This is a genomic window from Candidatus Poriferisocius sp. (assembly GCF_965204015.1).
In the GTDB taxonomy this organism is placed as follows: Bacteria; Actinomycetota; Acidimicrobiia; order Acidimicrobiales; family Bin134; genus Poriferisocius.
The window spans coordinates 3,136,842-3,151,150 of record NZ_OZ241965.1; the positions used below are offsets into that span (position 1 = coordinate 3,136,842).

12 protein-coding genes are annotated in these 14,309 nt (G+C 66.4%); 11 read left to right on the forward strand and 1 reads right to left on the reverse strand.

Going from position 1 to position 14,309, the window contains the following annotated elements; translation table 11 throughout:
• Positions 1 to 11 precede the first annotated feature (11 nt).
• The 10 genes from mreD (at position 12) to proB (ending at position 11,309) form a co-directional block, all read left to right on the forward strand.
• Positions 12 to 512, forward strand: a complete 501-nt coding sequence (gene mreD, locus ACOGJC_RS14095) for a rod shape-determining protein MreD (protein WP_419845630.1) — start codon at positions 12 to 14, stop codon at positions 510 to 512.
• Complete coding sequence (mrdA, locus tag ACOGJC_RS14100) at positions 509 to 2,539, forward strand: penicillin-binding protein 2 (protein ID WP_419845631.1); 2,031 nt, start codon at positions 509 to 511, stop codon at positions 2,537 to 2,539. The genes mreD and mrdA overlap by 4 nt, the downstream gene beginning before the upstream one ends.
• Positions 2,539 to 3,693: a rod shape-determining protein RodA gene (gene rodA, locus ACOGJC_RS14105; RefSeq protein WP_419845632.1), complete on the forward strand. Its 1,155-nt coding sequence runs from the start codon at positions 2,539 to 2,541 to the stop codon at positions 3,691 to 3,693. The genes mrdA and rodA overlap by 1 nt, the downstream gene beginning before the upstream one ends.
• A gap of 80 nt (positions 3,694 to 3,773) precedes the next feature.
• Positions 3,774 to 5,723, forward strand: a complete 1,950-nt coding sequence (locus tag ACOGJC_RS14110; protein ID WP_419845633.1) for a TIGR03960 family B12-binding radical SAM protein — start codon at positions 3,774 to 3,776, stop codon at positions 5,721 to 5,723.
• A gap of 37 nt (positions 5,724 to 5,760) precedes the next feature.
• Complete coding sequence (locus ACOGJC_RS14115) at positions 5,761 to 6,459, forward strand: TIGR03936 family radical SAM-associated protein (RefSeq protein WP_419845634.1); 699 nt, start codon at positions 5,761 to 5,763, stop codon at positions 6,457 to 6,459.
• A gap of 105 nt (positions 6,460 to 6,564) precedes the next feature.
• Complete coding sequence (locus tag ACOGJC_RS14120) at positions 6,565 to 8,211, forward strand: Rne/Rng family ribonuclease (protein WP_419845635.1); 1,647 nt, start codon at positions 6,565 to 6,567, stop codon at positions 8,209 to 8,211.
• 115 nt (positions 8,212 to 8,326) lie between these two features.
• The gene (gene rplU, locus ACOGJC_RS14125; RefSeq protein ID WP_419845636.1) at positions 8,327 to 8,632 is read left to right on the forward strand and encodes a 50S ribosomal protein L21; all 306 of its coding nucleotides are present in this window, start codon (positions 8,327 to 8,329) and stop codon (positions 8,630 to 8,632) included.
• Between the two features lie 11 nt (positions 8,633 to 8,643).
• Entirely contained in the window at positions 8,644 to 8,895 is a 252-nt protein-coding gene (gene rpmA, locus ACOGJC_RS14130; RefSeq protein WP_419845637.1) for a 50S ribosomal protein L27, read from the forward strand.
• A gap of 18 nt (positions 8,896 to 8,913) precedes the next feature.
• On the forward strand, positions 8,914 to 10,212 hold the full coding sequence (gene obgE / locus ACOGJC_RS14135) for a GTPase ObgE (protein WP_419845638.1): 1,299 nt from the start codon (positions 8,914 to 8,916) through the stop codon (positions 10,210 to 10,212).
• A complete protein-coding gene (gene proB, locus ACOGJC_RS14140) occupies positions 10,209 to 11,309 on the forward strand; it encodes a glutamate 5-kinase (protein ID WP_419845639.1) in 1,101 nt (366 codons plus the stop codon). The genes obgE and proB overlap by 4 nt, the downstream gene beginning before the upstream one ends.
• On the opposite strand, the gene murJ is transcribed toward proB, so the two are convergent.
• Positions 11,272 to 13,068: a murein biosynthesis integral membrane protein MurJ gene (gene murJ, locus ACOGJC_RS14145; protein WP_419848246.1), complete on the reverse strand. Its 1,797-nt coding sequence runs from the start codon at positions 13,066 to 13,068 to the stop codon at positions 11,272 to 11,274. The genes proB and murJ overlap by 38 nt on opposite strands.
• On the opposite strand from murJ, the gene ACOGJC_RS14150 reads away from it, so the two are divergent.
• A complete protein-coding gene (locus tag ACOGJC_RS14150; RefSeq protein WP_419845640.1) occupies positions 13,049 to 14,305 on the forward strand; it encodes a glutamate-5-semialdehyde dehydrogenase in 1,257 nt (418 codons plus the stop codon). The two genes, murJ and ACOGJC_RS14150, sit on opposite strands and share 20 nt — an antisense overlap.
• Positions 14,306 to 14,309: the final 4 nt, after the last annotated feature.

Sequence of the window (14,309 nt, forward strand, 5' to 3'; positions counted from 1 at the left end):
GAACCATGATCATGGTCAGCGCGTACGCTCGAAGCGCCCTGTTCTTGGTGACCGCACTGGTGCTCCATCTGGCGTTGTTCTCCGATCTGCGGGTGCTCGGGGTGGCCCCCGAGGTTCCCCTGGCCATCGCGGTCACCGCCGGCCTCGTCGGCGGGCCGGAGCGGGGGGCGGTCGCCGGATTTGCCATCGGCTTGGGCATCGATCTGTACCTGCCCACGCTGTTCGGCCTCTCCGCTCTCATCTACACCGTGTGGGGCTATGCCGTCGGCCTGCTGGAAGAGCGGATCTTCCGCAGCGCCTGGTGGATAAACGTGCTGGTCGCCGCAGTTGCCACCGCCGGCGGGCTCTTGGTGTACGCGGTGCTCGGCGAGCTGCTGGGCGAAGCCAATCTCTATACCGACCGCCTGTACGTGGTCATGGGGGTGGCTGCGGCCTACAACCTGGTGCTGAGCTTGCCCCTCTTGGGCCTATGGCGCTGGTCGTGGCCCAGGCTTTTGGGAGAAGAGCGATGAGCCCTGAATCGCTCCGCTTGCGATTGAGTTTTTTGGCTCTGTTGGCCCTGTTGGCCTTCGGGGTGCTGGCCGCCCGGCTTTGGTACCTCCAGGTGATGAGTTCGGAGGAGTTTGAGGACATCGCCGTGGCCAACACCATCCGAGTGTTGTATGAGCCCGCCCCCCGGGGGCGCATCTTCGACCGCAGCGGCAATGTGCTGGTGGACAACCGCGAGTCGTTGGTGGTGACCGTGGACCGGTTCACCTACGACACCGAGTTCGACGACGACGGGCAAGAGGAGCTGGTTCTGCGCTTAGCCACCGAGATCAGCCGGGCTGGCCGGCTCACCAAGGTGTTCGAGATCAACGAGGCGCTCGACGATCCCCGCTTTGGCCCGCTCGATTCGGTGCCGGTGGCCGACGACGTCACCGAGAACTTCGAGATCATCTTGGCGGAGCGGGCCGATGAGTTTCCCGGCGTGAGCACCGACCTCCGCAGTGTCCGCACCTATCCCTACGGTGACTTGGCCGCCCACATTCTGGGCTATGTCTCCTTGCTCAGCGAAGAGCAGTTCGAGTTGGTAGCCGACGATCCCAAGACCTATCGGAGAAACGACGAGATCGGACAGACCGGCATTGAGGCGGCCTTTGAGTCGGTGTTGAGAGGCGTTCCCGGCTTCACCCGGCTGGAGGTGGACAACGTCGGCGATCCGGTGCAGGTGATCGAGCAGGTCGATCCGGTTGCCGGTGCCGATGTCCACCTCACCTTGGACATCGACATCCAAGCCCTGGCTGAACAAGAGCTGCTCTCCGGTCTGGCCGAAGCCCGCCAGCAAGAGCGGGACGACCCCGAGGATCTCCCCTTCAAGGCCCCCGGCGGCGCCATGGTGGTGCTCGACCCCAACGGCGCTGAAGTGCTGGCTATGGCGTCATTCCCCACGTACTCGCCGAGCGAGTTCGTCAGCGGCTTCTCTGAAGATCGGTGGGCGGAGCTTCAAGATCCCAACAACCACCAGCCGCTGCACAACCGGGCGTTGGCCGGCATCTACCCGCCGGGGTCCACGTTCAAACTGTTCACCGCCTACGCCGCGCTGAACGGCGGCGTGATCGGGCCTCGGGGAGTGCTGGACACGCGCACCCTCTATGAGGACGCCGGGGTCTACGTGGTGCCGTCCTGTGAAGAGGAGTCGATCGCCTCGTGTACCTTCAAGAATGCTGAAGAGGCCATCTATGGGCCGGTTGATCTGGTCCGAGCCATCACCGTGTCGTCCGACGTGTACTTCTACTACCTGGGCGACACCATGGATCGAGCCGATCGCTTCGACCGGGAAGGCATCCAGCGGGCGGCGCTGCTGTTCGGCTTCGGCGCCCAGACCGGTATCGCGCTGCCCGGCGAGGGGGTGGGCCGGGTGCCCTCCCCAACGGCGGCAGAGGCCGCCGGGGAGCCCTGGCGAACCGGCGACTCCATCGTTTTGGCCATCGGCCAGGGCGTGCTGGGCGCTACCCCATTGCAGCTGGCCAACGGCTATGCCGCGTTCGCCAATGGGGGAACGCTGTACGCCCCCAAGATCGTGGACCGGGTTGAGAACCCGGTCACCGGAGAGGTGGTGCAGGCCTTTGGCGACCGGACGCTCAACCAGGTCTACCTGCCTGAATCCATCCGGAGGCCGATCCTCGACGGCCTGCTCGGAGTGACTAGCGAGGTGGACGGTACCGCCTACTTCGCTTTCGCCGGTTTTCCCCATGAGGAGTGGTCGGTGGCGGGCAAGACCGGCACCGCCGAGGTGGTGGGCAAGGCCGATAATTCGCTGTTCGCCGCCTTCGGCCCCAATCCCGACCCCGAGTATGTCGTCGTGGCGATTATGGAGGAGTCGGGCTTCGGGGCGTCGGTGGCCGCGCCCGCGGTCCGCCGGGTGATAGAGCCCATTGCCACCGACTCGGTGCCCGCGGTGCGAACCATCGACGATCTCGCCGATCTGACCGAGCCGGTTGAAGGCGCGGAAACCGAGGAAGATGGAGTCGAGTCTTCAACAGGGGGGCCGGCCTGATGGCGGTCATCTCCCTGGAGGAGCGCCGTTCCCGGGAGTTGGACTCCCGGAACAGCCAGTACGCGCCGTGGATGCACATCGACGTGCTTTTGATTCTGGCTGCGGCTGGTTTGGCCGCCATCGGCGTGGGGGCCATATACAGCACCACTCGGGGACGAGACCCGGAGAGCTTCAACACCTTCTTCTTGGAGCGGCAATCGCTGTTCGCGGTGGCCGGGGCGCTGTTGATGGTGTTCGCCGCGTGGGTTCCGTATCGAGAGCTGGTCAAGTTCGCGGTGGCCATCTACGGCGTTGGGATTCTGGCGCTGATCGTGGTGCTGGGGCCCCTGGGCGAAGAGGTCAACGGCGCCCGTTCGTGGTTCCGATTCGGTGACTTCCAGCTTCAGCCCTCGGAGTTTCAGAAGCTCGCGGTGATCGTGGCGGTGGCCGCGTTCTTGTCCCGCTACGAAGACCACATGACCGCCCCCCGGGTGTTCTTCGCCGTGGGCATTGTGGCGTGGCCCGGCCTTCTGGTTCTGCTCCAGCCCGACGTGGGCACGGCGCTGATCTACGTATTCATCGGGTTCGTGCTATTGCTGATTGGCGGCATCCGCTTCCGCCAGGTCATCGGCATCGCCTTGATCGCCACCACGCTGGTGGTGCTGATGGTCAACTCCAACATGCTGGAGGAGTACCAGACCAACCGGCTTCGCACCTTTGTGGATCCGACCAGCGGAATCACCGAGGCCGCGTTCCAGCAGCGCCAGGCCCAGATTGCCATCGGCAACGGCGGAGTAAACGGAGCCGGCTACGGCGAGGGTTCCCAGACCTTGAGCGGCTTGGTGCCCCAACAGCACACCGACTTCATCTTCACCGTGATCGGCGAAGAGTTCGGCTTCGTCGGCTCTGCCGTCACCCTGGGCCTGTACGCCATTTTGCTGTTGCGGATACTCCAAGCCGCCCGCCTGGCCCGAGACCGGTTCGGCGCGCTGATCTGCTCCGGAGTCTTCGCCATGATTCTGTTCCAGATGTTCGAAGCGGTGGGCATGACCCTGGGCATCACCCCCATCACCGGGATTCCCCTGCCCCTGGTGTCCTACGGCGGCTCGTCGGCCATCGCCACCCTCATCGGCCTCGGGTTGGTGTTGAACGTCCGCATGCGCCGGTTCGTCTGAACTGGTTCTAGGGCAGTCTCATGCGCCGGTTCGTTTGAACTGGTTCTGCGGTTTCAGCGGCCAAAGGTAGATTGGTGGTGATGTCGCTTTGGCCGGAATTGGAGCTGGTGCTGCCCGAGGTGTCGAAACCGGCGCGCTACATCGGCGGAGAAGGCGGGATGGTGCAACCGGAGCACCACCCGTCGAAGGTGGCGTGGCTGCTGGCCTACCCCGACACCTACGAGATCGGCCTGCCCAACCAGGGCCTTCAGATCCTCTATGAGATCCTCAATGAGCGGGACGACGCGGTGGCCGAGCGGGCCTATGCCCCCTGGGTGGACATGGAGGCCGAGATGCGGGCCGCGGGCCTGCCGCTGTTCTCGGTGGACACCCACCGGCGGGCGGCGGATTTCGACGTGCTGGCGTTCAATCTGTCGGCCGAGCTGGTTTACACCAACCTGCTCAACTGCATCGACTTGGCCGGCGCGCCGGTGCGAGCCGAGCGCCGGGACGAGGGCGACCTGCTGATCGGCGCCGGCGGGCATTGCACCTACAACCCCGAACCGCTGGCCGATTTCGTGGACTTCTTCGTGTTGGGCGACGGTGAGGAGGCGGTCTCTGAGATCAACGCGGCGGTCCGCGACTGGAAGAGGGCCGGCAAGAAGTCGCGCCAGGCCGTGCTGCGGGAACTGGCCGCCGTTGAGGGCGTGTATGTGCCGTCGCTCTACGACGTGGCCTACGACGGCCCGGCGCTGGTGTCGATCACGCCCCGGTATAGCGATGTGCCCGAAGTAGTGGAGAAGCGCACGGTGGCCGACTTGGCCGCCTGGCCCTATCCCAAGCACCAGCTGGTGCCGCTCACCGAGGTGGTTCATGACCGGCTCAACGTGGAAGTGTTCCGGGGCTGCACCCGGGGGTGCCGGTTCTGCCAGGCGGGGATGATCACACGTCCGGTGCGGGAGCGGCCCGCCGAGCAGGTCCGCACCATGGTGGCCGACGGGCTGGCCCGCTCCGGCTACGACGAGGTGGCGCTGACCTCTCTGTCCACCGCCGACTTCAGCGGAATCCAGGAGGTGGTGGCCGCCACCATGGACTGCGGCGCCGGCGAGGTGTCGGTGTCGCTGCCCAGCCTGCGGGTGGACGCCTTCACCGTGGGGCTGGCCGCCCAGATCCAACGGGCCCGGCGCACCGGACTGACTTTCGCACCCGAGGCCGGGTCGTGGCGGATGCGCCAGGTGATCAACAAGCTCATCGACGAGCGCGACCTCTACGGGGCAGTGGAGTCGGCCTTCTCCCAGGGGTGGCGGCGCATGAAGCTGTACTTCCTCACCGGGCTTCCCACCGAGACCGATGAGGACACCCTGGCCATCGGGGAGCTGGCCCGCAATTGCGTGGAGCTGGGCCGGGCCCACACCAAGAACCCCTCGGTTACGGTGTCGTTGGGCGGCTTCGTGCCCAAGCCGTTCACTCCCTTTCAGTGGTTCGGCCAGAACACGGTGGCCGAGCTCCAGCGCAAGGTCTTCTTGCTGCGGGACAACATCAAGCGGAACCGGGGCGTCCAGATGAAGTGGCACGACCCCAAGGCCAGCCTGGTGGAGGGCATCGCCAGCCGAGGCGACCGCCGCATCGGCCGGGTCATCGAAGAGGTCTGGCGCCAGGGCGGCACCTTTCAGGAGTGGTCCGAGCACTTTGACTACGAGCGCTGGACGCAGGCCATGGACCGCCACGGGCTATCGGTGGACTGGTATGTGCACCGCCACCGCACCGAAGACGAAGTTCTGCCCTGGGATCACATTTCGGCCGGCCTGCACAAGGACTTCTTGTGGCAGGACTGGCGCGATGCCCTTAACGAGGTGGGCCTGGAGGACTGCCGTTGGACTCCGTGCTATGACTGCGGGGCCTGCACCGGCTACAGCATCGAGCACATTGTGGCCTCGGCTGTTCCGCCGGCCGGGGGCAGCCAGGGCACCGGCCAGATCCCCACCGGGTACCAGCCTCCCGCGGCAGTGGCCGTGCAGCTCTCTGGCGTCGGCGCCAGGGCCTCGTCTTGAATCCCACAGACTGGCACGTTGGGCTGGGGGCCTCGTTGTGAATCCCAATCAAACCCCCCGCACGCGGGTTCGGCTGCGGTACGGCAAGAATGGTCGAATCCGGTTCACCAGCCATCGGGACATGGCCCGTATCTGGGAGCGCTCGCTGCGGCGGACCGGGCTGCCGGTGGCCCAGACCGAGGGATTCTCACCCCGGGCCAAACTGCACTTCGGACTGGCGCTGGCCACGGGGTACGAGTCGGACGCCGAGTATCTGGACGTCGACTTCAAGTGTGCCGAGATGGCGGTGGGCGAGGTGCTGGACTCCCTGGTCAGCGTGTTGCCTGACGGAATTGCCGCCACCGGGGGAACGGTGCTGGCTCCGGGGACGATGTCGTTGCAGCAGGCGGTCACCAGCTGCGATTGGGACATCGAGCTGTTGGACGCGTCGGCCGACGATCTCGCCCGATGGGTGGATCAGGTGCGCGGGGCGGCTACGCTTATGGTCACGCGAGAACGCAAAGGCAAACAGATCACCGACGACCTGGCCCCTCAAGTGTGTGCCCTGGAGGTCGGTGAGCCGACAAGCCGGGGGGTTCGCCTCTTGGCCACATTGGGCACCCAGCCACGGTCAGCTCGACCGTCGGAGCTCTTTGCCGCTGCCGAATTGCCGTACCGTCCGGTACTGGTTCGGCGCACTCGTCAATGGATTGAGCAGGATGGCGCCCGCTTGGAGCCACTTGAGGTAAGTCTGTGATGTTTGGCAGTTCATCCAGGCCGATTGGCGGACAGGCCCCGAGCAATCGGCGCAGCCCCTGCTCAGCACACCCTGATTGGTGTGCAATGAGAAAGGACTACAGAAATGACCGACTCGAAAGAGCGGACAGTCGAACAAGCCGAGAACAACGCTAGCGAGCAAAAGCCCAAGATCGGCGATTCCCGCCCCGCGCCCGCCCCACCGAAGAACAAACCCCAGATCGGCGATTCCCGCCCCGCGCCCACAGGCAACGGATCGGGCGCCGGCGGGGGCTCAGGTTCAGGGGGCGGTGGATCCGGCGGATCCGGCGGGGGCCCGAGCCGCAAGCGCCGCCGTCGCCGGGGTGGTCGAGGCCGAGGACGAGGGGGTGGGAACCGCCCTATGCAGCCGGTGGAGCACCAAGTGTCCGACGGCCCGGTGGAGCTCGACGAGAAGACTCTGGAGCGCCGGAGAGGCCGCCGCCGCAAGGGCCGTCCGGTGGGCCGTTACATGATGCTGGTCCAGGTTCGCCCCGAAGCCACCCAGATCTCGGTGGTGGAGGGCCGGGCGCTGATCGAGCACTTCGTCTCCCGGCCCGCCGATGATGTGGGCGAGATCCACGGCAACATCTACCTCGGCCGGGTCCAGAATGTGCTGCCCGGGATGGAAGCTGCCTTTGTGGACATCGGCACGCCCAAGAACGCGGTGCTGTACCGCGGCGATGTGGTGTTCGATCCCGATGACGTGGAGACCTCCCAGGGCGCCCCCCGAATCGAGAACTTGCTGGAGGCCCGCCAGACCATTATGTGCCAGGTCACCAAGAACCCCATCGCCCACAAGGGCGCCCGGCTGACCCAAGAGGTTTCGCTGCCCGGCCGGTTCGTGGTACTGGTGCCCAACTCCAAGACCTACGGCATCTCCAAGCGACTGCCCGACAAGGAGCGCAAGCGCCTTCGCAAGGTGCTGGACCGGTGCAAGCCCGAAGAGCACGGGATCATCGTCCGCACCGCGGCGGAGAACATCACCGCCAAGGAGCTGGAGCGCGACGTGAAGCGGCTGGTCTCCCAGTGGGAGAAGATCGACGACCTGAGCAAGCGGAGCCAGGTCCCCGGGCTGCTCTACCGGGAGCCGGAGATGGCGGTTCGGGTCATTCGGGAGGAGTTCAACCAGGACTTCCGCTCGGTTCACATCGACGATCGGCGCCTGTTCGACGAGGTACACGATTACGTGTCCAGCGTGGCTCCCGAACTGGTCGAGAGGCTTGAGTACTACGACGCCGAGAGGGAGCATCTGAGCCTGCTGGAGCGCCATCATGTGCACGAGCAGTTCCTCAAGGCCCTGGACAAGAAGGTGTGGCTGCCCGGCGGCGGGTCGCTGATCATCGAGAGCACCGAGGCCCTTACGGTCATCGATGTCAACACCGGAAAGAACGTGGGCGACTCCAGCCTCGAGGAAACCGTGTTCCGCAACAACTTGGAGGCGGCTCAGGAGATCCCCCGGCAGCTTCGACTGCGCGACATCGGCGGGATCATCGTGATCGACTTCGTGGACATGGAGAAGCGGGGCAACCGCGAAGAGGTCATGAAGGTGTTTAGGGAGTCGCTGGCCTGGGACAAGACCCGCACCCAGGTGCTCGACATCTCCGATTTGGGCTTGGTGGAGATGACCCGCAAGCGCATCGGCGAGGGGCTGTTGGAGTCGTGCTCGACGGCCTGCCCGACCTGCGATGGGCGGGGCCTCGAGCTGGATCGTCAGCTCACCGCCAAGAAGTGAACGCGGTCAGTCCCCGTTGTTGGCGTGAAGCGTTAACGGTTGGGGTTGGCGTCCGGTGGTTCGTCTAGAATTATCCGTCGGACCTGCCGGCAAGTAGTGAGCGAGGCGCAAGCAGGTGTATGCCGTCATCCGCACAGGCGGAAAACAGTACAAAGTGGAACAGGGCCAGGTGCTCGACGTGGAATTGCTGGGCGAGCCCGGGTCTGAGGTCGAGCTGACCCCAGTGCTGCTGGTGGACGGCGACTCGGTGACCGCCGCCCCCGAACAGCTCGGTAAGGCCACGGTCACCGCTACGGTGGTCGACTCGGTAAAGGACCGCAAGATCAACGGTTTCAAGTACAAGAACAAGAGCAATCAGCGTCGGCGGTGGGGTCATCGCCAGCACAAGTCCCGCATTCAGATCACGGCCATCAAGGCCTAGAGGAGCGAACGATGTCCAAGACCAAAGGCGGCGGCTCAACTCGAAACGGCCGCGATTCCAACCCCCAGTACCTTGGGGTCAAGGTGTTCGACGGCACGCAGGTAACCGCGGGATCGATCATCGTGCGCCAGCGGGGGACCCGCATCCATCCCGGGGACAACGTCCGGCGCGGCCGCGACGACACCCTGTTCGCCACCGCCGACGGGCGGGTCAAGTTCGGCCATCGGCGCCGCCGCAAGCTCGTCGACGTCATCACCGACTGACTGGCAGGCTGGGATGCGATGTCCCAGTTCGTAGACGAATGCGGCCTGAACGTGCGGGCTGGCGACGGCGGTGCCGGATGCGTCTCGTTTCGCCGCGAGGCTCATGTGGCCAAAGGCGGCCCCGACGGCGGTGACGGCGGCGACGGCGGCGGCGTCTGGCTGGTGGCCGATCACAATGTGGCCTCGCTGATCGCGTTCAAGGACCACCCCCATCGCCGGGCGGGCAACGGCCGCCATGGTCAGGGCAAGCGCCGCCACGGAGCATCGGGCGATGACGCCATCGTGCGGGTTCCGGTGGGAACCTCGGTGAAAGACCAGGGCGGGGAACCGCTCGCCGATCTCGCGGCCGACGGGGTTCGCTGGCTGGCCGCCTCCGGAGGCCAGGGGGGTCAGGGCAATGCCCGCTTTTCCACCCATCAGAACCGGGCGCCGGCGTTTGCCGAGCAGGGCGAGGCCGGGGAGCAGCACTGGCTGAGGCTGGAGCTTAAGCTACTGGCCGATGTGGCGTTGATCGGCTTTCCCAACGCGGGCAAGAGCACGCTGATCTCCCGCATCTCTGCGGCCCGTCCCAAAATCGCCGATTACCCGTTCACCACCCTCGAACCCAACTTGGGAGTGGTACGCACTGGCGACATCACTGGCGACGACTTTGAGATGGTGGTGGCCGACATTCCCGGCCTTATCGCCGGGGCCAGCGATGGCCGCGGTCTTGGCCATCGCTTTTTGCGCCACACCGAGCGGGCTCGGGTCTTGGTGGTGCTGGTAGACCTGGCTTCGGTGGAGGAGGTCTCGCCCGCCGAGCAGGAGCGGGTGCTGCTGGAGGAATTGGGCGCCTACCGCCCTGAGCTGCTGGAGCGGCCTCGGATCGTGGTGGGCTCAAGAGCCGATGTGGGCCATCTGGACCCCCCGCCCGGGGCCTTGTGCATTTCTGCGGTGACCGGGACGGGCCTGCCTGAGCTGATCAGGCTCATGGCCGATGCCGTGCGGGAGGCCCGAGCCCAGGGCTCTATGGCCCAAGGTGCGGGGCGCTCAGAAGAGGTGGTTGTCCACCGGCCCGTACCCGAGGGGATCAGGGTGGAGCGGGCTGATGACGGCGCCTACGTTGTGGTGGGCCGATCGGCCGAGCGCACGGTGGCATTGTCCGACCTCAACGCCCCCGGGGCGTGGGAATTCGCTCGCCAGCGCCTGGAGAGGCTGGGGGTGAATCGGGCCCTGGCCCGAGCCGGGATCAAATCAGGTGATACCGCCCGGATCGGCGACTTCGAATTCGAATATCACGATGATGACGAGTATTTCAGCGAAGAGGTGTCGTCGTGATTGTCGTGGTGAAAATCGGTACGTCCTCGATCACCGAGGTCGATGGGACCATCAAGTCAGACGCCGTGGCCAAGCTGAGCCGCGAAGTGGCCGCCGCGATAGCAGATGGGCATCAGGCCGTGGTGGTCAGCTCGGGGGCGATCGGCGCCGGATTGCCGGTGCTGGGCTTCGAACAGGGCCGCCCCCGGGACTCGGTCACCCTGCAAGCGCTCTCCGCGGTGGGCCAGAGCAGGCTGATGTCCCTGTACCAGGAGTGCTTGGACAGCTATGGCCTGATTTGCGGCCAGGTGCTGCTGGCCCCCCGGGACTTCCTGGAGCGCCCGCAGTATCTGCACGCCCAGCGCACGCTCAACCGGCTGCTGAAGCTGGGGGTGGTGCCCATTGTCAACGAGAACGATGCGGTGGCCGACGACGCCATCCGCTGGGGGGACAACGATCGCATTTCGGCCTTGGTGGCCCACATGGTGGGGGCGGAGTTGCTGGTGCTTTTGACCGACACCGAGGGAGTCCATACTGCCGATCCCCGCTCGAATGATGAGACCCGGGTCGTGGAGGAGATCACCGATCTAAGCCTGCTGGATGAGTTGGCCGCAGCGGCGGGCGGGGCAGGCACCGACCGGGGAAGCGGCGGCATGTCCTCGAAGCTGGCCGCGGCCCGAATTGCCAGCCTGTCGGGGGTACGGACGGTGATCGCGGCCGCTGATCGCGACCAAGTGGTGGCCGACGCGCTGGACCACAGCCCGGGAGCCGGAACGACCGTGGCTGCCCAGCCCCGGCGGTTGAGTGCCCGCAAGCTGTGGATCGGGTTCGCCATGGTGCCCTCCGGCACCGTGTGGGTGGATGCTGGCGCCCGCCGAGCAATGGTGGAGCGGGGGGCCTCGCTTCTGGCCATCGGCATTAACCGCTTCGAAGGCGCCTTCCAGCCGGGCGATGCGGTGGATGTCCGGGGGCCCGACGATCAGGTCTTTGCCCGCGGCCTGATGGAGGTCTCCTCAGACGACATGGACTCGGTGGTGGGCTTGCGCTCCGACGCGCTGCCTGCCGGCGCGCCCGACGAGGTCATTCACCGCGATTCTTTGACCGTGCTGCCTTGGTGACCTGGGCCAAAGCCCGCTCCATCAAGTTTGCGGCCTCTTCGGCGGCAGCCACCCCCGAGCCTCGGCCCAACACGACGTAGATCCCTCCGGTTACCAGCAAGGCCACCGGAGCGGCCACCAGCAGCGGCAAAGGCTCCAGCCCCCAGGCCAGTACACCGCCCAGTACCGCGGCCGACAGGGCGGCAACGGCCAGGCGCCCCGTCGGACCCCGCACCGGACGGCGGCGGCGCAAAAGGTAGCGGACCCGATGGCGCAAGATGCCGTATTCCAGCCATGCGGCCACCGTGCTGCCCAGGGCCAGGCCCACCGCACCCAGCCGCACCGCGCCGTCGGCCCGCTCGGCATCCGACAGCGGCGACAGCACCTTGAAGTCGCCGAGGCGCTCCACGCTGCCGTTGATCACCGCGTAGGAGTCGAAGCTGAACATCAGCACCACTCCTACCGCAGCAGCCAATGCCACCCGTACCACCGCCACCCGGGCCGGGCCCTTGGCGTCGCCGGCGGCGAAGCAGGCGTTTTGCAGCAGGCGTGACGAAGCCGAGGCCACTAGTCCCAGGCTGTAGGCGGCCAGGATCCACCACACCTGCACGGTCTGGTCGCCGTTGAACTGCCCCCGCTCCAACAGAGCTCCCACAATCAGCCCGCCCAGGGTGATGAACGCCACCGCGGAGAACAGAACATAGAACCCGATGCGGTCCAGCCCGGTTTGCAGTCGCCGCACCAGTGCCTCGGGGTCGTCCTGCTCGCGGGCCATCTCCGGCAGGTCGCTGGCCGCCACGCTCATGGCGAACAGGCTGATGGGCAAAAAGTAGATCACCTGGGCGAACCCCAAAGCCGCGATCGCCCCCCCGGCCAGCAGCCCGGCGAGGATCAAGTCCACATAGGCCGACACCTGCACCACACCCCGACCGATCAGCGCGGGCCCGAACCGGTTGAGCACCACCCCGACATCGGGGCGCCGCCAGTTCAGGCTGAGCCGCAATGTCGGGACCAGCCGGAGCACCAGCGGCACCTGCACCAAGAATTGGAGCGCCCCGCCCAGCACCACTCCCCAGGCGGCCATTCTGGCGATGTCGGAAGCCCGGGTCGCGGGATCCACGTTGTGCCACACCAGCCAGGCCCCCACCATGAACGCCACTTGGGCGACGTTCCAGATCACCGGGGCGGCATAGGACAGAAAGAACCGGCGGTGGGCGTTCAAGACCCCCAGCGCCCACGCGGCCAGCACAATGAAGCCGATTCCGGCGAACATGACTCTGACGAGTTCGACGGTCAGATCAGCGGTGTCGTCTGACAGGCGCCACAGAAGCAGCGACACCAGCGGCTTGGCCAGCACCCATCCGGCCAGCACGACCAGTCCGGTGATCACGGCGAGCAGCCCGAACACCGCTCCGGCCAGCCGACCGGCGTCCTTGCGCCGTCCCTGCTCAACCAGTTGCGAATAGATCGGAATGAACGAGGCCGACAGCACCCCCTCTCCCAGCAGGTTCTGGAGCAGGCGGGGGATGGTCAGGGCGGCCCGGTAAGCGTCGCCCACGCGGCCTGCGCCGATGAACGCGGCCACGGCCACCTCCCGGCCGATGCCGGAGACGCGGGAAAGGAAAATGCCCGCCCCCACCAGGATCGCCCCCTTGCCGCTGGAGCGCGTGGAGTCGTCTGGGCCGTCAAGTCGCTGTTGATCCGCTGGAATGCCAAAACACGCTACCGGAGCAATAGGCGCAGTCGGGTACGCTCGCGCGGTGAGCGCTGATACACCCATGGCCGAGCTGGCCGACCGGGCCAAGGCCGCGGCCCGGGTTCTGGCCACCGCCGACACCGAGACCAAGAACCATGCGCTGTTGCTGGCCGCCGACCAACTGGAGCAGGCCCGCGACGATTTGCTGGAGGCCAACCAGGCCGACGTGGAGTCGGCCACTGCGGCAGGAATGAGCCCCACGCTGGTCGACCGCCTTCGGCTGACCGACTCCCGGCTGGAGGGAATGGCCGGGGGTTTGCGCAAGGTGGCCGGCCTGGCCGACCCGGTGGGGGAGATCGTCGGAGGCTGGGTGGTGCCCTCCGGCCTGCGGATCAGCCAGGTGCGGGTGCCGCTGGGCGTGGTGGCCATCGTGTACGAGAGCCGCCCCAACGTGACCAGCGACGCGGCCGGGCTGTGCCTCAAGTCGGGCAACGCTGCTTTCTTGCGGGGGTCATCCAGCGCGCTGGGCTCCAACTTGGCCATTGCCAGCGTGATGCGAGATGCCTACGAGAAAGCCGGGCTGCCCAGCGACGCCCTAGTGCTGGTGTCCGACACCAGCCATGCCGCCGCGGCTGAGTTCATGCAGCTCCGAGACAGCATCGACTGCCTCATCCCCCGAGGCGGTCCCGGCCTCATCGCCTCCATCCTGGACAACGCCACTGTGCCCTATGTGATCGACGGCGACGGCAACTGCCACGTATACGTCGACGCCTCAGCCGATCTGGACATGGCCCGGCGCATCGTGGTGAACGCCAAGACCCAGCGCCCGTCGGTGTGCAACGCGGCCGAGTCCCTAGTGGTACACCGGTCGGTGGCGGACGAGTTGCTGCCCCCGCTGGCCGACGACCTGGCCGGAGTGGAGCTGGTGGGCGACGAGTCGGCCCGGGCCATCCTGGGTTCAGACCGCATCGGCGTAGCGACCGAGGCCGACTACTTCACCGAGTTCTTGGACCTGAAGCTTTCGGTGAAGGTGGTGGACAGCCTGGATGAGGCCATCGCCCATGTGAACGACACCGGCAGCGGTCACAGCGAAGCCATCATCACCGCCGATCTGGAGGCCGCCGACCGGTTCTGCACCGAGGTGGACGCCGCTGCGGTGCTGGTCAACGCCTCTACTCGGTTCGTCGACGGCGAGGAGTTCGGCTTCGGTGCCGAGATCGGCATCAGCACCCAGAAACTGCACGCTCGGGGGCCGATGGGCCTGCGCCAGCTCACCACCACCAAATACGTGGTCCGCGGTGAGGGCCAGGTGCGGGGCTAGGGCC